General features: G+C 66.9%; 23 protein-coding genes and 3 pseudogenes. 3 read left to right on the top strand and 23 right to left on the bottom strand.

Annotation, left to right across the window (positions count from 1 at the left end):
• Positions 1 to 65: 65 nt before the first annotated feature.
• The 14 genes from ACFWVE_RS16465 to ACFWVE_RS16530 form a co-directional block, all read right to left on the bottom strand.
• Complete coding sequence (locus tag ACFWVE_RS16465) at positions 66 to 1,232, bottom strand: tyrosine-type recombinase/integrase (protein WP_384014017.1); 1,167 nt, start codon at positions 1,230 to 1,232, stop codon at positions 66 to 68.
• The gene (locus tag ACFWVE_RS16470) at positions 1,232 to 1,444 is read right to left on the bottom strand and encodes an excisionase family DNA-binding protein (protein WP_384014019.1); all 213 of its coding nucleotides are present in this window, start codon (positions 1,442 to 1,444) and stop codon (positions 1,232 to 1,234) included. Before ACFWVE_RS16470 ends, ACFWVE_RS16465 begins: the two co-directional genes overlap by 1 nt.
• Entirely contained in the window at positions 1,437 to 2,777 is a 1,341-nt protein-coding gene (locus ACFWVE_RS16475; RefSeq protein WP_384014067.1) for a replication initiator, read from the bottom strand. Before ACFWVE_RS16475 ends, ACFWVE_RS16470 begins: the two co-directional genes overlap by 8 nt.
• Before the next feature lie 116 nt (positions 2,778 to 2,893).
• Positions 2,894 to 3,133 carry a SpdD protein gene (locus tag ACFWVE_RS16480; protein WP_384014022.1) on the bottom strand — a complete coding sequence of 80 codons (240 nt, stop codon included), beginning with the start codon at positions 3,131 to 3,133 and terminating at the stop codon, positions 2,894 to 2,896.
• Between the two features lie 14 nt (positions 3,134 to 3,147).
• Positions 3,148 to 3,342 carry a hypothetical protein gene (locus ACFWVE_RS16485; RefSeq protein WP_193512406.1) on the bottom strand — a complete coding sequence of 65 codons (195 nt, stop codon included), beginning with the start codon at positions 3,340 to 3,342 and terminating at the stop codon, positions 3,148 to 3,150.
• Positions 3,343 to 3,352: 10 nt separating this feature from the next.
• Positions 3,353 to 3,544, bottom strand: a complete 192-nt coding sequence (locus ACFWVE_RS16490; RefSeq protein ID WP_282090736.1) for a mobile element transfer protein — start codon at positions 3,542 to 3,544, stop codon at positions 3,353 to 3,355.
• Positions 3,544 to 3,744: a hypothetical protein gene (locus ACFWVE_RS16495; protein WP_282090735.1), complete on the bottom strand. Its 201-nt coding sequence runs from the start codon at positions 3,742 to 3,744 to the stop codon at positions 3,544 to 3,546. The genes ACFWVE_RS16490 and ACFWVE_RS16495 overlap by 1 nt, the downstream gene beginning before the upstream one ends.
• Positions 3,745 to 3,764: 20 nt before the next feature.
• Positions 3,765 to 4,412, bottom strand: coding sequence for a DUF2637 domain-containing protein (locus ACFWVE_RS16500; protein ID WP_384014026.1), 648 nt, complete (start codon positions 4,410 to 4,412; stop codon positions 3,765 to 3,767).
• Positions 4,412 to 4,582 (bottom strand): hypothetical protein, encoded by a 171-nt coding sequence (locus tag ACFWVE_RS16505; protein ID WP_345633046.1) that lies wholly within the window; start codon positions 4,580 to 4,582, stop codon positions 4,412 to 4,414. Before ACFWVE_RS16505 ends, ACFWVE_RS16500 begins: the two co-directional genes overlap by 1 nt.
• Positions 4,583 to 4,664: 82 nt before the next feature.
• Positions 4,665 to 6,035 carry an FtsK/SpoIIIE domain-containing protein gene (locus ACFWVE_RS16510; RefSeq protein ID WP_384014031.1) on the bottom strand — a complete coding sequence of 457 codons (1,371 nt, stop codon included), beginning with the start codon at positions 6,033 to 6,035 and terminating at the stop codon, positions 4,665 to 4,667.
• Between the two features lie 5 nt (positions 6,036 to 6,040).
• Positions 6,041 to 6,391, bottom strand: coding sequence for a hypothetical protein (locus ACFWVE_RS16515; RefSeq protein ID WP_142194138.1), 351 nt, complete (start codon positions 6,389 to 6,391; stop codon positions 6,041 to 6,043).
• Positions 6,392 to 6,517: 126 nt separating this feature from the next.
• Positions 6,518 to 7,246: a GntR family transcriptional regulator gene (locus tag ACFWVE_RS16520; RefSeq protein WP_384014034.1), complete on the bottom strand. Its 729-nt coding sequence runs from the start codon at positions 7,244 to 7,246 to the stop codon at positions 6,518 to 6,520.
• Between the two features lie 89 nt (positions 7,247 to 7,335).
• A complete protein-coding gene (locus ACFWVE_RS16525; RefSeq protein WP_384014036.1) occupies positions 7,336 to 7,773 on the bottom strand; it encodes an ATP-binding protein in 438 nt (145 codons plus the stop codon).
• Positions 7,774 to 8,053: 280 nt separating this feature from the next.
• Positions 8,054 to 8,794: a GntR family transcriptional regulator gene (locus ACFWVE_RS16530; RefSeq protein ID WP_142194141.1), complete on the bottom strand. Its 741-nt coding sequence runs from the start codon at positions 8,792 to 8,794 to the stop codon at positions 8,054 to 8,056.
• An 81-nt stretch (positions 8,795 to 8,875) separates the two neighbouring features.
• Between ACFWVE_RS16530 and ACFWVE_RS16535 the strand changes: the two genes are divergently transcribed.
• The gene (locus ACFWVE_RS16535; protein ID WP_384014039.1) at positions 8,876 to 9,970 is read left to right on the top strand and encodes a DUF1152 domain-containing protein; all 1,095 of its coding nucleotides are present in this window, start codon (positions 8,876 to 8,878) and stop codon (positions 9,968 to 9,970) included.
• A 387-nt stretch (positions 9,971 to 10,357) separates the two neighbouring features.
• Here ACFWVE_RS16535 and ACFWVE_RS16540 read toward each other — a convergent pair whose 3' ends face one another.
• From ACFWVE_RS16540 to ACFWVE_RS16550, 3 genes are all read right to left on the bottom strand, one after another.
• Positions 10,358 to 13,030 (bottom strand): DNA methyltransferase, encoded by a 2,673-nt coding sequence (locus ACFWVE_RS16540; RefSeq protein ID WP_384014042.1) that lies wholly within the window; start codon positions 13,028 to 13,030, stop codon positions 10,358 to 10,360.
• Positions 13,031 to 13,071: 41 nt separating this feature from the next.
• Positions 13,072 to 13,272, bottom strand: coding sequence for a hypothetical protein (locus tag ACFWVE_RS16545; RefSeq protein ID WP_384014045.1), 201 nt, complete (start codon positions 13,270 to 13,272; stop codon positions 13,072 to 13,074).
• A gap of 568 nt (positions 13,273 to 13,840) precedes the next feature.
• Complete coding sequence (locus tag ACFWVE_RS16550) at positions 13,841 to 14,176, bottom strand: hypothetical protein (protein ID WP_384014048.1); 336 nt, start codon at positions 14,174 to 14,176, stop codon at positions 13,841 to 13,843.
• A 53-nt stretch (positions 14,177 to 14,229) separates the two neighbouring features.
• Between ACFWVE_RS16550 and ACFWVE_RS16555 the strand changes: the two genes are divergently transcribed.
• On the top strand, positions 14,230 to 14,418 hold the full coding sequence (locus tag ACFWVE_RS16555) for a hypothetical protein (RefSeq protein WP_384014052.1): 189 nt from the start codon (positions 14,230 to 14,232) through the stop codon (positions 14,416 to 14,418).
• Between the two features lie 635 nt (positions 14,419 to 15,053).
• Here the strand turns inward: ACFWVE_RS16555 and ACFWVE_RS16560 are convergent.
• The 6 genes and pseudogenes from ACFWVE_RS16560 to ACFWVE_RS16585 form a co-directional block, all read right to left on the bottom strand.
• On the bottom strand, positions 15,054 to 17,420 hold the full coding sequence (locus tag ACFWVE_RS16560; RefSeq protein ID WP_384014055.1) for an N-6 DNA methylase: 2,367 nt from the start codon (positions 17,418 to 17,420) through the stop codon (positions 15,054 to 15,056).
• Positions 17,421 to 17,966: 546 nt separating this feature from the next.
• The gene (locus ACFWVE_RS16565; protein ID WP_384014058.1) at positions 17,967 to 18,365 is read right to left on the bottom strand and encodes a PIN domain-containing protein; all 399 of its coding nucleotides are present in this window, start codon (positions 18,363 to 18,365) and stop codon (positions 17,967 to 17,969) included.
• Positions 18,362 to 18,643 (bottom strand): hypothetical protein, encoded by a 282-nt coding sequence (locus ACFWVE_RS16570; protein WP_384014061.1) that lies wholly within the window; start codon positions 18,641 to 18,643, stop codon positions 18,362 to 18,364. Before ACFWVE_RS16570 ends, ACFWVE_RS16565 begins: the two co-directional genes overlap by 4 nt.
• Before the next feature lie 414 nt (positions 18,644 to 19,057).
• A pseudogene (locus ACFWVE_RS16575) lies at positions 19,058 to 20,188 on the bottom strand (tyrosine-type recombinase/integrase).
• Between the two features lie 23 nt (positions 20,189 to 20,211).
• A pseudogene (locus ACFWVE_RS16580) lies at positions 20,212 to 20,399 on the bottom strand (excisionase family DNA-binding protein); the annotation flags it as partial.
• A pseudogene (locus ACFWVE_RS16585) lies at positions 20,396 to 21,135 on the bottom strand (replication initiator); the annotation flags it as partial. The pseudogenes ACFWVE_RS16585 and ACFWVE_RS16580, both read right to left, overlap by 4 nt.
• A gap of 422 nt (positions 21,136 to 21,557) precedes the next feature.
• Between ACFWVE_RS16585 and ACFWVE_RS16590 the strand changes: the two are divergent.
• Positions 21,558 to 22,166, top strand: coding sequence for a hypothetical protein (locus ACFWVE_RS16590; protein WP_384014064.1), 609 nt, complete (start codon positions 21,558 to 21,560; stop codon positions 22,164 to 22,166).
• Positions 22,167 to 22,300: the final 134 nt, after the last annotated feature.

Below are 22,300 nucleotides of genomic sequence, written 5' to 3' on the forward strand. Positions count from 1 at the left end.
CGGGGGTTCTTTGTTGTCTGGACCAGCGAGCGGGCTGCGCACCACAACCGCACCATAAGGACGCGCTACCCGTCGGCGGCCTTGTCGTTGTGGTGCGGGTGGTCGCCGGTGTGGTTCTTCGCACGCTCGGCACGGACCATGCCGTCGAGCCCGGCCGCCACGTCGCGCTGCCGCTCCTCGTCGGAGTGCTGATAGATCAGCGCGGCCTTCTCGGACGACTGGCCGGCGCGGACCATCGTGTCCTTGAGAGTGGCGCCGGAACGGGTCGAGAGCGTGTGCCCGGTGTGCCGGAGATCGTAGAACCGGAAGCCGTCGGGCAGACCGGCGACCGTGCGCGCCCGCCGCCACTTCCGCCCGAACGAGGTGCGCCGGAAGGGCGCCCCCTTCTCCCCGACGAAGACCAGCCCGTCCGGCCCCTTCTCGGCGAACCAGGCGAGATGCTGCCGCACCTCCTTGTGCAGGAAGGCCGGGAGGACGACGGCCCGCACGCCCGCATCGGACTTCGTCCCGCCGGGAGCGCGCCTGCCGTTGGTCCGTTCCGGCTCGGCGACCCGGACGCGGATCACCATGCGGTCGAGGTCAACGTCCCGACGGCGGAGGCCGGCCAGTTCCTCGGGACGCATCGGACCGTAGGCACCGAGGTAGACCATGAGCCGCCAGCGGATGCCGATCGCGTCGGCGAGGGCGTCGACCTGGGCGACGGTGGCGATACGCCGTTCAGCGGCCGATTCCTTGCCCGCGCCCTTGATACGGCAGGGGTTGCGGCTGATCAGATCGTCGTCGACAGCCGTCTCAAGGATGCCCTTGAGGAGGCGGTACGACTTGGCGACGGTCGTCTTGGCGGCGGTGGTGCGCAGCCTCTCAGCACGCCACTCGCGCACGCGGGGTGCGGTGATCTCGTCCAGGTCGAGCGCGCCGAAGGTCGGGAGGATGTGCAGGCGCAGGAGGTGGCGGTACAAGTCCTCGGTACGGACCGCCAACTCTCGTTCCTCGACCCACTTCTCGGCGTACGTGCCGAAGTTGACCGCACCGGCGTCGGGTGCACGCCAGTCCCCGCGGCTGAGGTCGGCTTCGACCTGGGACAGCCAGACCTCTGCGTCCTTCTTCGTCTCGAAGGTCTCTTCCGCACGAATGCGCTCGCCATCGGGACCGAGGTAGGAGGCAGTCCAGCGACCGGAGCGGTACTGACGCACCGCGCCGAAGCGGCGACGCCTGCCCTTCTTGTTGGCCATCAGGCAGCCCTCCGGTAGGTCGTCCGGCGGACGCGGACCGGTTCGACCGTCCGGGCCCGGAGGAAGTCGTCGACCGCGCTCTCGGGGATGCGGACGTGACGGCCCACCTTCACGTACCGGATGCGCCGCTCCTCGATGAGGCGACGGGGGAAGCGGGACGTGGTGCCGAGCAACTCGGCGACCTGGTCGACGGAGAGATGACGCTCAGCCACGGGTGGGCTCTCCTTCCGTTCCGGGTCCGGGGGCGAGGGTTTCGGTGAGCCAGGCTTCGGTGTCGGTGAGGCCGGTGCCGGCGTAGACCCAGTGGGCGAGGACGAGGGTGGTCGTGTCCGGGCCGTCCTCGTGTGCGGCTGCTGCTGTGGCTTGGGCGCGGCGGTATTCGGCGCGTGCGGTGCGCAGGGCGCCGAGGGTGGTGGAGTAGCGGCGGGATTTGGTGGAGAAGTGGCCGCGGAAGCCGAGCATGTGGGCCCAGGCGCGCAGGCGGAGGTGTTCGAGGTCTTTGCGTGCGCCGAGGGTCCAGGCGGTGCGGATGAGGCGGCGGGCGTGGTCGGTGATGTCGAGCTGGGCGAGTTCGGCGAGGAACTTCAGCGGCCGGTCCAGAGCTCCCGTGGCGGTTTCGGCGCCCTTGGTGGCGTACTTGGCGATGTACGCGGCCACGGCGCGTTCGGTCAGCTCCTGGCCGCCGTCGAAGTCGGCCGAGCGGATGGTGCGGACGTCGAGCTGTCGGCCGAAGGCGAAGGTGTGTGCCCGGCCGTCGATGGTCGGGCCGTCGACGCGGGCGGCGGTGGCGGCGGCGCGGATGGCGTCGGCGAGCAGCTCGGCGGTGGCCCAGGCCGGGGGCGGGGTGTCGCCGCCACCAGGGCCGTCGATGCGAATCACGGCGTGGAAGTGGACCGCGCCGCGCTTCTGGTACTCGGCGACCTTGGCGAAGGACACCCGGGCGTGCTCGCGAAAGTCGCGTTGGGTCAGGCCGGCCCGCTTGGCGACCTCCCGGCGCAGGTAGATCGAGAAGCGCCGCCACAGGAGGCCGGCGTGCGCGTTCCACAACACGGCCGTCTCGTAGTCGTAGGTGTCGGGGTCGAGGGCGGTGCCGAGGGCGGGGTCGTCGGGGTGGTGGAGGGTGCCGCAGCGGCAGGGGCGGACGGTGCGGACGGGGCCGGTGGGGCGGTTGTGGACCGGGCCGAAGCCGGGGGCGGTGAAGGTGGCGAAGACGCGGGGGTGGGCGGCGACACGTTCGGGCACGCCTTTGCCGCCGCGCAGGCCGCTGGTGATCAGGTGGAAGGTATCGCGGCGGTAGACCTCTGCGCAGGCCGGGCAGCGTGTGGTGCGGCGGTTGTTGCAGCGAACCAGGAGGTGACCGGCGGGGAGGGTGGTGGAGTCGAGGTGGTGCAGGCGGTTGCCGATCTCGCCGGTGCGGGTGTCGACGGCGTACTCGGTGCGGTGGCCGTCGAGGCGGATCGGGTGGGTGCAGCCGCCCAGGCCGGAGAGCTGGTGGGCGAGCTGGGGGAGGTTGCCGGTTGAGGCTAGCTTGGAGAGTTCCGCCAGCGGGGGCGGAGTCTGCCGGGTGATGATGGGGGTTCCTTTCGGCTGTTACGGCGGTTGGGAGGGGCGGCCCCGGGGCGGCGGGATGCTTGGCGGCTTGTTGCCGCCCCGGTGGCCGGTCAGCGCTTGGTCGCGCTGGTGACGAGGGAGCGCAGGACGACGGCGGCGACGGCCACCGAGACGGCCGTGACGGCGACCGCCGCCAGGAGCGCGGTGAGGACGACGCCGACGACGACCACGGCGGCGACCGGGCCCACGTACGGGGCGAGGGCGCGGCCGGCGGAGGGCGCCGGGTCGTGGGTGTGGTGGTGGGTGAGAGTGGTCGGGGTCGGGACGTCGGGCAGCTTGGGACGGAACACGGCGGATCTCCTTGTCAGTCGTGGGTGCCGTTGATGACGTCGACCCCGGAGCGGGTGCCGGAGTCGATGAGCGGGGCGAGGACGGTCCGGGAGAGCAGGAAGCCGAAAAGCGCGATCACGACGACGATCCAGACACGGACGCCGAGGAAGCGGACCGCGCCCCAGGCGATGAGGCCCAGGACCAGGACGAGCGGCAGTGAGACGGTCACGAGGGCTCCCTCAGCGGACGCGACAGCGGTGGGTTCGGGCGGCGAGTTCGGCGGCGGCGCGGTTGTCGTAGTCGGCGGAGAAGCCGCAGCGCGGGGCCGTGCAGGCGGCGGTGTGCTTCTCGCGGCCCCGGTCGTCGTAGTAGGTGGCGACCTGGACGGGGCCGATGCGGACGGCGCGGCGGAAGCGTGGTGTGCGGGGCATCAGGGCAGCTCCTTCGGGCCCTCGTGGTGCTCGCCGGTGAAGTCGGTGACGTGGTCGAGGAGCCAGCGCCGGATCTCCTCGCCCTCGTACTCGTCGGCGGTGAGGATCACGGGTTCGGCGATGAGCATCGCTTCGGTGAGGCGGTTCTGACGGGTCAGCTCGGCGGCGCGGTTGAGCGCGCGGAGCGTGGACGGGCGCACGGTCGGGGGTCCTCCGTTGATCAGGTGAGGTGTGCGGCGATGGCTTCGGCGAGCGGCATCGGGACGCCGAGCCGGGCACGAAGGGTTGAGGTGTCGATGGCAGCGCCGGTCCGTGTCCGGTGTTCGTCGGCGACCTTGCGGGCCAGGGCGACGAGCGCCGGCGGGACGGACGCGGGGGCAGGTGCGGGTGCGGGTGCGGTGGGCAGCTCAGGGGCTGTCGGCGCGGCCGGATCTTCGGTCTCTGGGCGCCCGGTCGTCTCCGCTTCCGGTGCCGTCGGTGTCTTCGGTGCCTCGGGGAGCGTCCGTGTGCCGTGGGCGAGCAGGGTTCCGCCGAGGAAGGCGACCGCGGGCCATCCGGCGACGAGGATGCGCAGCCAGGCCGGAACGTCGTGCAGGTCGAGGAGGCCGGCGGTCGCGACGTTGGCGCCGAGGGAGGCGACCAGGGCGACGAGGAACCAGCACCAGGCCGACGCCTTCGCACCGCCGGTACGGAGCCGGTGCCAGGCGGCGACGAGGAGCAGGTCGACGGAGACCGGGTAGGCCCACGCCTTCCATCCGTCCTGTCCGGCAGCGGCGGCGAGGTCGTGGAGGTGCGCGAAGGACAAGGCTCCGGCGATGACGGCCTGGACGAGGACCGCGTCCGCGCGCACGGCGGTGAGGCGGGCCATCAGGCCGACTCGTCGGGGAAGAGGCCCGGCGGAGGCTCGGGCAGTGACACGGCCAGCGCCGGGCCCACAACCTCTACGAAGGCCGCGTCAGCGCCGGGCGTCTCGGCGTAGGTGGCGAGGTGGCCCAGCAGGAGCACGGTGCGGGCGAAGTCCTCGCAGTCGGGGCACACGGTGGGTGTCTCCTTTCTTGAGGCATGGCGGGGGTAGGGACTCGGCGCGGGACGGCCGCGCCAGCCGTGGAAGGGGTGCGGGCTACGGGGCCGGGTGCGGTGCGGGCACGGGCCGGGGCGACTGCGCGGGCACGACCGGGGCCAACGGCCGGAAGGGCGCGAGCGCCGGTACGTCGGGGGTGAGGAGGGACGCGGCGCGGCAGGTGGCCGCGGCTTCAGCGAGGGTCAGGTGCGGGGTGCGGATGCGGGACCAGCCGCCGGAGGTGTCGCCGACGGCGGCGAGGCCGGGCCGTTCGGCGGGGATGGAGCAGGCCGCGTACACGGCTTCCGGGGCGATGTCGCCGAGCGCCATCTTGGCGGATGCCTCGTCGTTGACGCGGTGGCAGACGCGGCCGGTGAGCTGGGCCCGCAGCATGGTCGCGCCCTTGCCCAGCTCGGCGCCGAAGCGCTGCCCGCACACCTCCAGGTAGATGCCGGCGGCACGGCCGAGCTGGGCGAGGCGGATGAGCTGGGTGACCATCTCGTCGCGCCGGTCCTCGTCCTTCCTGCTCGCGACGAGGAAGAGTTCCGCCACCTCGTCGATGAACAGCACGATGGGCGGCGGACGGTCCTCGTCGGGCAGTCCCCAGATGTCCGAGGTGATCAGTTCATCCGGGGTGCCGGGGGCGATGCCCTGCCGGGTTTTGATCAGGTCGTAGCGGTTCTCCATCTCTGCCACGAGGACGGGCAGCAGGTCAGCGGCCTGTTGCTGGTCGATGGCGAGGGCGGAGAAGCGGTCGGCGAAGGGGAACAGTTCGACACCGCGCTTGCAGTCGATGCCGGCCAGGACCACGGGCTGAGTGGCCAGTCCGGCGATGAGGTTGCGCAGGTACATGGACTTGCCGGACAGCGTGGCGCCGAGGACGAGTTCGTGCGGTACGGCGCGGTAGTCGCGGACGAACGCGGTCGCGTCCTCCCGTAGCGCCACCGGCACCCGCAGCAACCCGCCCCGAGCACGCCGGGGCATCCGTACGTCGCGCAACACGTCGAAGCCGACGAGCCGCAGTTCGACGACGCCCGGCTTGATGTCACGTACGTACACGGCGTGGACGCCCCAGGCGTGCCGCAGCCGTTCCGCCGAGGCGGCGATGTCGGCGGGTTCCTGCCCGGGAGCGAGCCGCAGCCGCATCCGCAGGCCGGTCGCGGTGGGCCGGATCAGCCCCCGGCGGGGCGGGACCGGACAGATCTCCCGGCGAGTGGTGGCCTTGACCGCCAGGGCCCGCCAGCGAGGCGGTTCGACAGTCAGGCCGCAGGCGTCCATGGTCGAGGAGTACGAGGCCAGCAGCCGGACCACCGAGGTCGGGAGTCCGACCGCGGACCAGTACGCGGCGGGGTGGGCGTGCCGGGCGTAGGCCGCGCCGCCTATCGCGGCGAGCGACCCGCCTACCTCCGCCACCGTCGTCCAGTCGGTCATGTCGGTCAGCCCGCCTGTGCCATCGGGAAGGCGCCGGGGGTGACGGCGGTGGCGCGGTAAGCGATGCCGTGCCGCTGCTGGCCGTTGAAGACGCTTTCCCACGGACGGGCCACCAGGCCGGGCAGGGAGACGGGCGCACCGACGGTCAGACCGTCCGTGACGCCGCTCTCCGGGATGGTGACCTGGATCAGCGACGACTCGCCCTCGTCGATGTAGACGACGCCGACCGTCATCAGGGCCTCACCGCTCACGGCGTCCTTGGCGATCTCCCCGGTCTTCCGGTCACGCACCTTCGGCGCCGGCGCTTCGGTGAGCAGGACGGTGGCGGACGAGGCGTCGATACGGATCACACGCACAGATGTCTCCTTGAGCTTGAGAGTCGGCAACCTGCCACCTGACAAGTTGACTTAGCAAGTTCGAAGCTAGAGATGCCAGGTTGACTTGTCAAGTGACATCCAAGGTGAACGGGCCCGCATCCAGGGTCAGTTCAGACGGTAGGTGTCTTCCAGTTCCTGCCGGTCGGCAGGCAGGAGCACGTCAGAGACTTGCAGCGCCTGCCCGGAGGCGTCACAGGCGATGACGAGGACACTCAGCACCGGTACGCCGTCCAGCAGGGCCAACAGCTCACGTTCGGTCGCGTCAGGCAGGCGAGCGGAGACGCGCTCCGTCACGTGGTCGAAGCGGACCTTCTTGCGCGCCTCCAGGTGCGCGCGCATGCCGGACCCCAGCGCCTCGGGACTCGCCAGGTCGGTGCCGTCGACCAGGCCGGCGGGGAAGTAGGAGGAGACCAGCTCTACAGCCTCCCCGTCCTCCTCGACCAGGAGGCGACGCATCAGAGCCTTGGCACGCTTCGGCAGCCCGAGGGCGGAGGCCACCCGGACTGGTACCGCCACCTCGCCGACCTGCACGAGCCGCCCGGCCGTCTGCGACTCATCACGCGTCAGGACGTCACGGCCGCGCCGTTCCCGCTCCTCGGCACCCGCAGGACGACCGCGCACGATGGTCCCGTACCCCTGCCGGGACTCCAGCCAGCCGTCACGCTTCAGCAGCTCCAAGGCCCGCACGACCGTGGGCCGGGACATCCCGAACGCCTGCACAAGCTGGTTCTCGCTGGGGACGCGGGTACCGGGCGGATACGTTCCGTCCTCGATGCGACCTTGCAGGGTCTGCGCGAGGCGCATGTATTTGGGGGCCGCCACCTCATATCCCATGAACGCCGCCCGTCGCGATTGGCCAAGTCAACTGGTCAACCAGACTAGCGACAATCCCTGAGCAGATGTAGAAGCGGGGCACTCCTCTCTCAGGAAGGCCAGGCATCAGCCATCACGAAGGAGACCACCGTCCCGCCGAAGCGACTGGGCCCGGAATGCCACGACTCGGCCATGGCGTCGACCAGCAGCAGCCCGCGCCCATGCGCGTCATTCGCGTCCGGCCGGCGAAGGCGCACGTTCGCCGGGAAGCCGGGGTTGTGCACCTCCACGCGGAGCGAGGTCTTCTCCCGGAACCACTCCACGCGCACGCGCCACTCCTCGTCCGCCCGTCCGTACAGGATGGCGTTGGTCACCAGCTCGGAGATCATCAGCGCACAGTCGTCGACCGAGCAGGCCGGGTCGTACGGGGCGATGAACTTCCGGAACCAGCGTCGAGCCCGAGGTACGGACTCCGGGACCGGGTGCAGGGTCATCGCCCCGAGCCACGGTGATTCCTCGCTGGGGAAGCGGTTGAACCGGTAGGTCATCCGCACTCACTCCTTGCCGCTGCCGTCGCAGTCGAGGCAGCGCCGCTTCGATGTGGCACGGGTGTAGTCGTTGGCGGTGGCGAGGACCACCGACGTACGCGAAGCGACGCGCTTCCAACCGCACCCCCGGCATCCCCGGCATGCTGCGCGCGTGCCCTGATCCGGCCGCCGACCTGTCACACCCTGCCCCCTTCCAGTAAGTGGCCTTAGCCACTTACTGGATAGTGGCATTAGCCACTCGCGCCGCGCAAGCGGTTCACCTAACTGACGATCCGTCATGTCACACCAACGGATAGCCCTGTTCGAACGCCCAGCGGTGCGGCGGATAGGTCGCCTCGGCGAACTCCAACGGCCGGTCCTGCATGTCGTAGACGACGTGGTGGACGATCAGCACGGCGGACCCCGGTTGCAGCTCCAGGTCGGCGGCCTCTTCCTCGGTGGCGCTCCGGGCGCACATCCGGTCCTCGGCGTAACTCCCCTGCCGACCGGTCATGTTCTCGACGTACATCAGGGTCCCCTCCTGAATCCGCCCGGGGTCCGTGAGCTTGGGCGCCCGCTGCCCGACGTCCGGAGCGAACCACGAGGTCGACAACGTGATGGGACCGTCCTGGTTGTTGGTCACGCGCCGGCGGTGCACGGCCCGGCGGTCCTTCACCAGCCCGAGAGCCTCAGCCACGTGATCCGGTGCGTCCATCCACCCGGCCGACGTGATCACCGCGTACTCGCCGGGCGTGTAGATCTTCCCGGTCTGACGGGCCCGGCCGTACAACTCCCGCGCCCGCCGGTTGACTTCCAGGCTGCGCACGTAGGTCCCCGAGCCCTGCCGCTTCTCGACGAGCCCCTGATGACTGAGCGCCTCCAGAGCACGAGCCGCAGTCGGACGCGACACCTTCCAGTCCGCCGCCAACTGCCGCTCCGACGGCACCTCGTCACCCGCTCGCAAGTCGCCCCGGAGGATCTGATCGCGGATGTGGTGAGCGATCTGGAGATACTTCGGCTGCGCCTCCTCGATCTGCGGCACGTTCCCTCCTCGTCCAAGTGGCTATGGCCTCTGGCCACTATAGGGTGAGTGGTAAATACCAGAACCCGTAATGTTGACCACATGACGCGGTTGATCGTCGCAGCAGGAGGAGGGGGCGACGCAGTCGCCGCCGCAATGCTTCACGCCGCCCTGTACGGCGACGAGGACCAGGCGGTGATCCTCACGTACGCGTGGGACCGCCTACTGATCGACCCGGTACCGGGCCCGCGCGGCGCGCACGACTTCACCGGCCTGGAAGCCGTCACCCCGTCCGTGTGGTCAGTGCCGGCGACCGCCCGCCCAGTCGCTCCGGCAGGGTCGACGCTCCCCCGCCTCGCCTCCGAACTGCCACAGACCCTCGCCCTGCTGGACCCCTCCCACGGAGTCGAGGGCGTGACGCGCCAGCTGGAAGAGCTGCTGGCCCACCTGGCGCCGGAGTCGATCGACCTCCTGGACGTCGGCGGAGACATCCTCGCCCGCGGCGACGAACCGACCCTGAAGAGCCCGCTTGCCGACGCGGTGACGCTTGCAGCGTGCTGCCAGGTGAACGCCCCCGTCCGACTCCTGGTCGCCGGGCCCGGTCTCGACGGCGAGTTGTCGGCAGAGGATCTCCGTCCGCTGCTGGGCCCTGTCGTCCACACTCTCACTGCGCAGGACGTGGCCCCGGTCGGCAACGTCCTGGAGTGGCACCCGTCCGAAGCCACGGGGATGCTCGCGGCGACGGCCCGGGGAACGCGCGGCATCTGCGAGGTACGCGACGCCGGCCTACCGGTGCCGCTCACGGACGAAAGCCCGCGTGTCCACGAAGTCGACCTGGACGAGGCGCTGAGCCGCAACACCCTTGCCCGAGCCATCACGGCGACGACGACCCTGGACGAGGTCGAGACCCACAGCCGCGAGGTGTGCGGCTTCTCGGAGATCGACTACGAGCGCAACAAGGCCCTGTGGTTGAAGGACCAGCCGTCGGCCCCGCTCGACGAGGGGGCGGTACTGCGCCAGGTCGACGAGTTCGAGTCGGAAGCCCGCGCCCGCGGAGTCACGCACACGACGTTCCGCCACCTCACCGAGGTCCTGAACCTCAACGGCTCCCAGCGCAGCGACCTGCGCCAACTCCTGCTCACCAGACGCCCGGAGCAGTACGCAGCTCCACTCTGGCGCATCCCAGACGCCACCTGAGTTACAACCTTCTTCACTGGTTCAAGGCGGCTCGCTCCGCTCCCCGCGCGGCCCGGCCCCCGGCCGGGCCTGCGCTCCTGTCTCCGCCCCGCTCCAGCCCGGCCGGCGCCCGCGCCGCGCTAAGAGCAATCAGCCGCTTGAGGCGAGAGAAGGAGTACGTCGTGGCTGGGGCGGTCCGCTCCACGGCTTTAGGCAGCCACTTTGGCGCGAGCCTCGAAGATCATGGCCCCAACGTCGTGCTTTACCGGGCAGGTCCACAGACTGCCCGACGCGCCGGAAGCTTACGGGGCCATGATCACTCGCGCCAAAACAGCTCCAGCCCAAAGCCGCTCCGCCGACCTCTCCGTGAAGCGGCGGGGGAGTCACCAAGTGCGCATTCTTGTATGCCTAGAAGAAAGTCCCACCTGATCGACTTCCCATGCTTCGATTTAGATCGCCCAAACGACGCAACAATTCTAGGCGATCTTTAGCTACCTCTCGCGGCCAGTTATAGCATGCTGCTACGGCCGAGTTCAGGGCATCATGCAGCTTCACTAGATCTGCATATGCCCCTTCGTCTACACGATTATAGAGCTCAGTCAGACCTATTTTCTCGGTTTGCGAGATCGCGTTCCTCCGCTCCATAAGAGTCCTAGCAGCAGCCGCCACTTCCTCCCGCAGTTCCGAAGACGGAGATGGCCATGGGTAACTTTCGAACGCCGTGGAGGGGGTAAAAAGAAGGCGTTCTTCTAGCGTTGCCGATTCATTCCATGCCCAAGCATCAAAGGCATTGGAGCACAGGATACCCATCGAATAGTCATCCTCGAAGGGGAAGACTCCTACCTTGTTACTCGGACACCAATCACTGGAAGCCCAAGCGAACAAGAGGCGCTTCCCCGTGAGGGTAGACACCATGTATCGACACTTCCCACTCAGCGCCTTCCGCATCTCCGGTCGCGGCCATGCAAATTGCCACCATAGGCGTGCGAAGTGACGCTCTTTCCCTTCCCTATGCGGCCGGACTTCTTCCCTAACGATTTTCAGTGACTTTGGATACTTGCGAGCCGCCTCAAGTGGCATAGTCCCGAAATCGATAATCCATCGACCAGGTTCAGCGCCAACAACGTCTGCGAGATCATCGCTCGTCAAATACCTACGTACTACCGCACCTTCCCCTGCGGCGATGAGCTCAGCGGCCACCTCATCCTTGAGTATGAAACCGTCACCAGTGGGCTGGCAGCCGATAAATGCCTTACCCTTATTCTGAGGAATTTTCAGCGACTCCGGCAGCGTTGGACCCGCCTTAAGTTTGGGGTTGATTCCCTCTACTGGAACGCCGTCCAGATAAAATTCATGGATACTCTCAGACGGGTTTTTGATCCAGTTGGTGATGGAGACGTGCACATGTGCCTCGCCAGGCCACTTCTGCGTAGAAATAGCGTCCGTGATCACACCGCCACGATCCACGATATAACGCAGAGAGGCCAAGCGGTGCTTATTCTCTCGGAGGGTATTGGTTGAGACGAGGCCAGCTCGCTGACCGTCTTTCAGGTGATCGTGAGCTCGCCGAAACCAGTAAGCGCTGTAGTCAACGACTCCAACCCCAGGGAACCCCGCCTTCAGTCTTTCGAGGTAGGCGCTCCCCAAATCACGACGAATCTTGCGATCACCGATGAATGGAGGGTTCCCCACTATGCAATCTACTTCAGGCCAGTCAGAGAATACGGCGTCACCAATCGTAATGCCAGCTAGATTGACAAGCGGCAGCGGCGCCTCAGCTTCGCCGTACTTGTCAATCATTTGGCGGTGCCCCATCCATAGCGTTACGCGAGCGATGAGGACTGCTGCCGGCTGGATATCCATGCCATAGAAATTACTCAGAGGAACGTACGGTAGCTTCTCCATCGGAACGGGAAGGCCAGTAGCGGCAGTCAGATCTTGAATTTTCTGCTTCGCTACAGACTCAAGCCTGCGCATTTCCCGGTACGAGACGTAGAGGAAGTTCCCGCACCCGCATGCAGGATCGAAAACTCTGAACGAACAAAGGTCTTTGAGGACTTGAAGCGCCTCACTTGGGGTGGCAGCAGATTCAATCCGCTCCTGCCAAGGCCGGACGATCGTCGGATCAACGATCTTCATGATGTCGGCTTCGTGGGTGTAGTGGGCGCCAAGTTTTCCAGCAATTACGCGTTCTAGCAGCGATCCGAAAATCGTCGGCTCAACCTTGCTCCAGTCATACGTAGCGGCCTCGGCTAGGATGCGCACTTCCTGAGCATTCAAACCGACCCACGCAGGGTCTGAGAAGAGTTGACCATTCACATAGCGCGTGCCAGCTAGTATTCCCTTACGGTGTTGATCTCCTTTTTGATTGAGAACCTTGAACAGGAACCCGAGGCTTTGCGCGGACTGATCAGGGTTTTTATGCAGCTGTTCCAACGTCTTTTGGAACGGAGAGCCGCTTAGCAGCCCAAGTTCCTCGGCGAACATTGTCCAGACCGACTGCATCGTGAAACGGATGATCTCATCCGACGGAGCAGCACTGCGATCCACAAGGGAGCGGTACAAGTCGCCGATAATGTTTGCAGCTTTTGCCGTAAGCTCTTTGTGGAGCTCAGTAAAATTCGGTCTTTGGTCTACACCCGCAAGGAATAGCAGGGTCTCGTAGCGCGACGGTAGCTCTTCCAGCGTGAAGGTCGCGCGAGGAGACTTAGGGAATCGGCCAGGCTCCCACAGCTCAAATTCTTTGAAGTTGCACAGGACGACCCATTGAGCGGCGGGAATGTCTGCCTCTTCATCGGCCGACTCTTCCCAGTACCGCTTAACTTGCTCGCGAGCAGAGCTCACCTTGACATGCGGCGCCTTCATTTCGAAGATACAGATCCCCGGCCAGTGCATATCCATGAAGCCAGCCGATGATTTGAAGGCTTCAAACTTAGCGCCTACATCAAGGCGATCCGATCCGTATGCCTCGAAGAGCTGGTTAAGGAACGTTTGAGCTTCAGCTTTTTCGGTGCCTGAATATGAGGCCCACTTCTTGCTGAACTGGCCAAGGGCCTTCTGAATCTCTTCGCCGCTACGCACCCGCAGATGCTAGTGCATCTATCCGGCTCGAAGGAAGAAGTTCACATCAGTCGCAGGTCGTCGCCAGCGAAGTACGCGTCTCGCTGGAGGCCCTTGAGCACCTTCTCAAGATCGTCGATGGCATCTGCCAGTGCCAGCTGCACGTTGTGCTCTTCAGCACTGCCCCCCAGACGCTTCTTGGCCTTCTTAGCTCTATCGAGTGCATGTTCGACGTTCAACATCACGTCAGAGACCTCCGACATGGCACGCTCGTGTGTCGCCTGTGCCTGCGTGCGGGGGTCACTCCCTGCTGCACCCATCGTTAGCCGCCTATGTCGGTCGCCTGCTGAACGGCCCCAGCCTAACCGTCACGGCATCCCCCCTGTGCGCGTGCGCCCCTCACTGCCCCTCCCTTTGAAGGTGTCGCTCGATACGGAAGTCGGCTTGTCACTCACAGTGACCGAAGGCTGTCCTGGACCATCCGTGGACCGGCGGACCGAAGGAGAACCGCCTCAGGAGCTTGACCTGCGCATACAGCGGGCTCAGAAGGGGTCTCCGGAGCCGTGTGCCGCTCCGCTCGCTGCGGAAGGACTGACCGATGACAGCCGATAGCGTGGTTGAGGCAGGTGGGGGTGCAGCGAGGCATACGCGCGCCTGGTCGGTTGGCGCGCCCGCCGTCGTGGCTGACTTTCGTCGGCTGGGGTTCGTGCCACTACCGTGCCAGATGCAGGGGTCAGTCACGGTCAACACCGGTGCTCCGCGGTCGAGTACCCGCCCGCTACCTCAGCCATCGAAGTCGCAGCTCAGGCGCGAGATCCCCCAGCCTCTCTCCTAAAGTGGTTGTCCAGCGCGCTCCCCGATCCACACCTGATGGAACTCTTCGGCCGAGATGGGCTCCAGCGGGTCCCTCTCAGGATCGATCGCTTGGTCTGTCAGTCCGCCGTGCTCGTCCTCCAGGTGCCTCCAGCTATACCGGTGGAGTTGGCTGGCCGAGGTCAGCTCTGCCTGCTTGATGGCGATCAACTCGCTACGGTCAGGTACGGCTTCGATGTACCAGAGGCCCCCTTCCTCATCAGCATGGCGGAAGTGGTGCCGCAGGGTGGCGCCCTCGTCGAGTGCTCGGTAGTACGCCATGATCTCTGCCGTAATGCGCTCTAGGTCGGCCACGCGGCCATCGTGCCAGCGAGCGCATACGGAAGCACTGCGGGAACGGGGGGACTGTGAGCAGGAGACGCTACGTAGCCCGAGGTGTGCCAGGTGGATACCGAATCTGGGACAACCGAGGGCGTCGATGGTGGGGGGATCTCTACGAGTTGTGCCCTGGCGATCTCGTGGCCGAGCTGAACGGCCAGGCGGAGCCTGCACGGATCACCGCGCTGATGAAGCGCTACAGGGCGCAGAAGCGATAGGTGTGACCGAAGCGGGGATGACCCATGTGCGCACCACAAGCGCACCAGATCGGGCGGGGAACAGCGGGGAATCACGGTGAAAGCGGCCGAGCCCGACGGGACGGCACCCCGGCCGTTTGCCCAGCTCAGCAACCGACCCGACCGCAAAGAGCCGCAGCTTCCCAAGCTGAGAGCGCGAGTTCGATTCTCGTCACCCGCTCCAATATGAACCCCCAGGTCGTCGACCCGGGGGTTGTCTGTTGTCTGGGCCGACGAGGGGTTCCACCGTTCGCACACCATGTCCGACGGTTGAAGGGTGGGCCCCTGCGCGCCCCCGGTGACGAGGGCGGCTGGGAATGGGTGTGGACCCGACGGATGGACCGCTAGGCACGTCAGGCCGGTCAGAATTGGCCGGCTGCAGACAGGACAAGCACACAGAGGCCCATCGACGTGGCGAAAGCAGTGCCGCCGTAAAGGACTGCCTCGGCGAATCCGGCCCCGGTGCTGGTCTTCAGGATCCCGGCGACGAGAGCCACCACGAGCGAGAACAGCGCAGCCACGAGTAGCCACAGGTACCGCGTCCCGGAGCGTGGCTCGGACGAGGGAGCGTTCACAGGAGTTTTCCTTCGCGGACGGGCTGAAAAGAGAGGGGCGCGTCATTCCGGGGCCAGGACACCGGTCAGCAGATGCGCGGCGAGTGTGCTGCGGTGGTGTGTCGCGGCCTGAATGAGTTCGCGATGCGCGGTGATCTGTGCGTCTACGGCATCCAGCACGGCGCTGATGCGCCGCTGGTGGGCAAGGGGCGGCAGCGGCACGGGCAGGAGTGCCAGTGTGGCGGCGCTGAGGGAAGGGACGGCGGTGCCGCGGGCTTGTTCCTTGAGCCAGTGCATTGTCTCCGGCAGGGACAAATAGGCGAGCAGGTAGCCGGGGAACACAAGTGGTTCCCCCTCCGCCTCCAAGGCGCGCAGCCGCAGCAGGTTGGTGCTGAACAGCCAGCCGTCCTGAGCCTTCGCGACCAAGGCAGGGAGCATCTGGGCGCCAGAACGCACGCAGAGGACGTCTCCGGAGCTGAGACGGAACCGCGTCAGTGCGCGGGCGACATCATCACTCACTTTTTCCATGTCGCGATCGTCGATGCGTCCCTCACGCAGATGCTTGGGCATCACGACACGTAGATTGCCTGCCGCGGAGCGAGCATCGGCCGGCAGGCGTGTGTAGGACGGACCAGCCATGATGTCGACCAGTTCTCCCAGCGGAACCCGACGCCAGTCCTGAGGTAGTCCGTCGTACGAGAGCGCGGTGGCCAACGGCAGCGGGCCGTACGACAGCGCGTCGACAGCGGCGTCCACAGTCTTCATTCGACGCCTCGCCGCGGAGAGTGCCCGCTTCGTGGCTGCTGCCTCGGTCGCCGCGTCAGCGGGTGACGCCTTGGACATCCATCTGTCCACGTAGTCGGCGGGGCTGAGCGAGTAACCGGCAGACCGCACCGCCGCAAGCGGAGCGGCGACCGCAAGATGGCCCGCGCTCTGCCGACCGGGGCGGAAACCGGTCCCTCGCCGCCATGCCCGAACGGTACTCGTGACGGCCCCGACGTGTTCGTCGGACAGGACTCGGGGTCCGCGAGCCGCCTTATCGCCCAGGTCCCGTGCGTCCACGAACAGGATCTCCTCGCCCACCACTTCGGAACGCCGCAAGAACCACAAGCAGACGGACACTTGAGCGCCGGAAAAGAGCTGGGGGGGCAACGCGACAATGCATTCGACGGCCCCGTCCTCCACCAGCCTGCTGCGGATCTCCCGCTCCCGGACGTCGGTGGAGGTGCCCGCGCTGACCGGCATCACCACGCATGCACGGCCCTCGTCCTTGAGCGACACCAAGACGTGCTGGAGCCAGGCGAAGGCAGAACTACCTGGGGGAGGTGGTCCGTACGGCCAGTCGATGTCCTCACGCGCCTTCGGCACCGCGCCGTGAGCGTTGAATGGCGGATTGGTCAGGATCAGATCGGCCCGATGCCTCTTCGGCCAGCCATGTTCGTTCCATGGAGCCGCGGTGCCGGCCTCCAGTTCGACCGGGACACCGTGCAGCGCGAGATTCATTCCGGCGAGCCGAAGCGTGCCACGCTGCGGGCTCTCACCACGCAGAGTCAGAGGCACGACGCCACCGAAGCGTTCAGCGACTCCGTCAAGCATTTCACCTGCGCGCGCATACGGGTCGTAGACACCTCGCGCGGAGTCCTCGGCCCCTACGGCAGCATCCCGCATCAGCCGCACGACGGCACGAGGGGTGAAGAACTCTCGGCTGGGAAGCGCGGCTCGGGAGCCGAACTGATCCACCAGTTGTCGGAACTCGTCGATCCCCAAGCCGTCGGTGAGGCGGATCACCTCGACGACATCCGCGTAGCCCCGAGGTTCCAGCCTGACGATGGCTGTCCGCATCCCCGGCGGTACACCACGCAGACGCAGTGCCTCGTCGGCTGCCTCTCCGATCTCCTGCAACAACGCCGCCGTGGCTGCCTTGGATCGAGCCTGTACCGTGCGCGGGAGCGTCACCGAGCGCGGGCTTCCGCTCACCTGCAGAAAGACCAGGGAAAGCAGCAAGGAAAGGTAGTCCGTGACAGATGCGCCACCACGCACAGCGTCTGCCATCGGTCCGAGCAGTCGCGCAAGTTGCCGCGCACGCTCTTCTTCGTGACTCAGCAAACCGCTGCCTGCCGCCTCATCACTCAGCACGGCCACTCTCTGACGGGCGTGGTCCGACGCGACGATGTTTCGCCGGATGCGGTCGGCATAGGTGAACCCCGCCGGCTCGTCGGACGCACGTGCACGTGCCGGGATCTGACGGGAGTCAAGCCATCGGAGAACCGCCCGTAGACTGAACAGTTCCGCCTCGCCCGTCCTGACCGGCTCCGGATAATCCTTGTACCGTCGCTGCCAGTTGGTGACAGCGGGCCGCATGACACCGGCCAGTGTCGCGAGTTCGGCCCTCGACAGCAGGCGGTCGTCGCTGAGATCCGTGTCGTCCATGAAATCCCCGCACCCCGTCCCGGATGTTCTCGATGAGGAAACGGTAGAGAGGCGACAGCGGGGGAGTCAACCAGCGCACCGACGGTGCGCACACCGTCTGACGGATGGGACACATGAGCCGCAGGTCACCATTTCAGGAACCATCCAGGCCGCTGCCTGCAAGTTCCCCTTGTCGTCACTCGCCCCCAGCTACCCAGTCATCAATAGGTGAAGGACGTTCGTTGTTAAGGGCCTACCTGTAAGGCAGTCGGTTCCAACTACGTTCGACTCGACCGGCTGCGGCTGCGGATGCGTTATTACCGGCTCGTCCTGGCCGAGGGACTGCGCGACGATCTGGTCCGGTTCTCCATCGCACGGCCAGCTGCCGGAAGCGGCCGCGGGCGGCATCGACGGCCGCCGTGAGGACGGGCGGAAGCGAACCGGTCGGCCGAGGCCGGGCGTCAGGCCGGCGTCATCACAAGGCGGTCTGATTTACGTCGGCAGGCACGGCGCACCGCGTCATGGCGCCGATCCACACGGAGCGCCGTCTCCGCAATGCGGCTCGACTCAGACCTTCTCCGCACTCAGGCGCGGATGCTCGGCAGTGAGCAGCCCGATGTCTTCCACGTCCGAAGTCAGGATCGTCACCCGGCCGGGATGCTGCAGGGCGGTCGCGCACAGCATGGCGTCGATGGCGTACTTGTGACCGTGCAGCCCCGCTGCACGCAGCAGAGCGGCAGCGGATTGCGCGAGGGCTTGGGTCACCGGCTCGACGCTCAGGCGGGACAGGGTCCACTTCAGTGCGGCGTCGTTGATCTTCGGGTGGATCACTTCGACCAACACGGCAGCTGAGGTGATCACTGGCAGGTCAGCGTCACGAGCCGCCGTCAGCCACTCATGGATCTCCCGATCCCGCTGTACGGCTTTTGCCAGGCCCTCGCTGTCCAGAACCAGGGCACCGCTCACGCAGCCACCCCGGCGTTCGAGGCGCCTCCGGTCAGCCGGGCGCGTTTGGCCGCCACGGCCGCGGGGTCGGCCGGGCCGTGCACCTCGTCGAAGTCCGCGATCAGCTCGTCCAGGTGGTCGCGCTCGATCTGGCGCTGGGCCGCCTTCTCCAGGTAGGCCGAGACGCCTCGCTTGCCGACCCGCTCACGGATCGCCTGCAGCGTTCCGGCGGTCAGGGTGACGGAGATACCACTGGTGGGGCCATCGCCGGGCGGGAAGTCAATGTCGTCACCAGTCACACGTCGAGTATGCCATTGAATATGACATAGCGCGCAGCAAGTGCACAGGCCGCTGGGCGGATGACGAGGGAATCCGGCGCGGAGGATGGTGGGCTGTGCAGCAGCAACGCCACCTCAACGGCTGATCTGCGCATGGGGCGGACCGTGCGGAGTTGCCCCCGACGGCGCAGACCTCGACCCTTTCCGGAAGTCCGTGCCCTCCGCGTGCCCGTAAGGGCGGGAAACCACGGTCGACAGCGGTGCCATCCGACCCACGCAACCACCTCGAGCTACAGCTATCTATGCTCTTCAGAGCTACGGAGCCCATCCAAGCGCCGCCGCTTCCCAAGCTGAGAGCGCGAGTTCGATTCTCGTCACCCGCTCCATGAAGAAGGCCCAGGTCACAGACCGGGGCCTTTGTGCTGTGCGTGGTCGTCAGTCGTCGCGTGCCAGATCCGTGCCAGAAGGCTCGGCGGGCAGTCTGCCGGTCGCTGCGGCTCCGGCCTTCCGGACGGTGGCGTCGAGGCCGGCGACCTCTTCCTGTCGCTCGCCGTCGGAGTGCTGATAGATGAGCGCGGCCTCCTCGGAGGACTGACCGGCACGGACCATGGTGTCCTCGAGGGTGGCGCCGGACCGGGTCGAAAGCGTGTGTCCGGTGTGCCGGAGGCCGTAGAAGCGGAAGCCTTCCGGCATGCCGACGGTCTCCCTGGCCTTCCGTCACCGTCGCCCGAAGGTGCTGCGCCGGAAGGGGGCGCCCTTCTCACCGACGAAGAGGAGCCCGTCAGTCCCCGGCTCGGCGAACGACTGAAGATGCCATCGCAGCTCTCGGTGGAGGAACGCGGGAAGGATCACAGTCCGGGTTCCGGGTCCCGACTTGGTGTCGCCCTGGACACGTCACCCGTTCATCCGTTCCGGCTCGGCGAGGCGCACGCGGATACGGAGAGCGTCCATGTCGACGTCCCGGCGGCGGAGGCCTGCCAGTTCCTCCGGCCGCATCGGACGACCGTAGGCGCCGAGGTGGGCCATGAGCCGCCACCGCATCCCCACCGCTTCGGCGAGCGCGTCGACCTGCGTGACGGTTGCGATGCGCCGTTCGGCTGCCTTCTCCTTGCCGGCGCCCTTGATTCGGCACGGGTTGTGCTGGATCAGCTCGTCGTCGACGGCTGTCTCCATCACGGCCTTGAGGAGCCGGTACGCCTTGGCGGTGATCGCCTTGGCACCCGTGGCCCGCAGCCGCTCGGCGCGCCACTCGCGGACGCGAGGGACGGTGATCTCGTCCGGGTCCAGGGCCACGAGGGCGGTCAGGTGCTTGTCGAGGAGGTACCGGTAAAGGTCCTGAGTGAGCGGGGCCGGTTCCCGTTCCTCCACCCACTTGTCCGCGTAGGCAGGGAAGCTCACCGCGCCCGCTTCGGGGTCCCGTCACTCGCCCCGGTGGATCTCGGTCTGCTTCTCGGCAAGCCAGTCGTCGGCGTCCGCCGTCGTCTCGAAGGTGAAGGGAGCCGGGCGCATGACGCCGTCCGGGCCCGGACAACGGGCCTGGTACCGGCCGGAGGGAAGCCGCCTGATCGCTCCGAAGTGACGCCGCCGCCCCTTGTCGTTCGCCGCGGTTGCACCGTGTGCGAGTCGATGAACTCCATTACGGCGTTCTCGGGGATGCGGACGTGCCGGCCGACCTTCACGTACCGGATGCGCCGCTCCTCGATGAGTCGCCGGGGAAGCGGAGAGTCGTGCCGAGCAGTTCGGTGACCTGGTCGACGGACAGGTAGAGGTCATTCATGTGGTCGGCTCTCCTTCCGTGCCGGGGGCGGGCTCGGGGGAGGCGGCGAGCCCGGCTTCGGCGGTGCTGAGGCCGGTACCGGCGAACACCCAGTGGGCGAGGACGATGATCGTTTCGCCGTCCTGAGGCACGGCAGTCGGTGCGGCTTGTGTGCGGCGCCGTTCGGCGCGGGCGTCGCGCAGGGCGCCGAGGATGGTGGAGCAGCGGCGGGACTTGGTGGAGAAGTGGCCGCGGAAGCCGAGCATGTGGGCCCAGGCCCGCAGGCGGAGGTCTGCCCGTTCCGGCCGTGCGCCAAGGGTCCAGGCGGTGCGGATCGGGCGGCGGGCGTGGTCGGTGGTGCGGGCGTGGGCCAGCTCGGCGAGGAAGCGGATCGGTCGGTCGGTCGGTCGGTCGGTCGGTCGGTCGGTCGGTCGGTCGGTCGGTCGGTCGGTCGGTCCAGGGTGCCGGTCGTCGTCCCGGCGCCCTTGGTGGCGTACTTGGCGATTTAGGCGGCCACGGCCCGCTCGGTCAGTTCCTGGCCGCCGTCGAAGTCGACGGAGCGGATCGGGCGGACGTCGAGTTGCCGACCGAAGGCGAAGGTGCGGGCCCGGCCGTCGATTCTCGGGCCGTCCACGCGGGAAGCGATGGCGGCGGCGCGGATGGCATCGGTCAGCAGCTCGGCCGTGACCCAGGGCGGGGGCGGGGTGTCGCCGCCTTCCGGGCCGTCGAGGCGGATGACCGCGTGGAAGTGGACGGCAGAAGGCGTGGCAGTACGAGACTTCCGGTTCGCGCTGCATCCAGATTTTGCCGACGGGAGTCTCCGTTGTCGCGTTGTCGGACCGTCCAGTTGGTTTCCGCTGCGCTCTTCGAGATGCACGACGAATGGAGCGCCTCACCTCCCCGCCCCCCGAAGACTATATGGGTGATATCTACCGTAAGCTCTCTTTTGGTTCCTCCGCGCTACCCAACGCACCGAAATGCAACCGTCAGTTGATTCCCAACACCATGACGAGGGACACTATCTGGCAGATGCGTGTTCCCGACCGAGCGGCACTCGCTTCAGTACCCTCCCGTGCACGTAACCGGAGGCTATTTCCCCAGAGATTACTGGGCAGTTGACCTCAGGGTTTCGTGGTAGCGTCATTGTTCGGAGGGACAGTGCAACCTGAAAGGGAAATCGTGAACACGGAGAAGATCGCCGCTCGCCGCCTCTCACTGGAAGAGGTGACGAAGCTCGGCGTAAAGGACAGGATCTTCGTCTCCGCCGACACGGCAGAACTCAAGCTTCCCGACTGCTATGCCCCTGCTTTTCTGACCAAGCCCGGCGAGAGTTTCGAGGGCGGCTCGATCACGGCGAGAACCGTATTCCAAGAAGAGGTATCCTGCCTTCCCGACGACGAGAATGAAGCCGGGATTTACTTGGCCGACGAGAACGGCTCGGTGACCATCGAGGTCCTCCAGTCCGCCGGTGTCGTGCTGGACCTGGCACTTTTCGTCCCTAGTGGGGACAGGGGGGCCCTCACGGCCCTTTACGCTGCGGCCCGGCAGGCGTTCGGCGCCGACATCGTGCAGATCTGGCGCCAGGGCCTCAAGGAGGTTCCCGACGTGAAGGTCGACATCTTCGAGGAGCAGATTCCCCGGGGGCGCAAGGGGAGCGACAGCCCCAAGCGTGACCGTCGCGCGATCGACACCTACCCCACCCGTGCGGACTTCATCGAGTTCTCCGCGGGGTGGAAGCCGGTCGTTGCGATTCACAGGCCGATTGTTGACGACACCCCGACCATCTGAGGAGGCGTTTCCACCAGGTTGGGAACGACATGGAACCACCCGAAAACAACGCCGGCCCCCGCCCCCCCCACACCCGAGCCGGGGTCCCGCCCCAAAAAAAAAACAAAACCCCAAACCCGCTTAAACCAGCACAA

It is taken from the genome of Streptomyces sp. NPDC058632 (genome assembly GCF_042717095.1).
Lineage (GTDB): Bacteria > Actinomycetota > Actinomycetes > Streptomycetales > Streptomycetaceae > Streptomyces.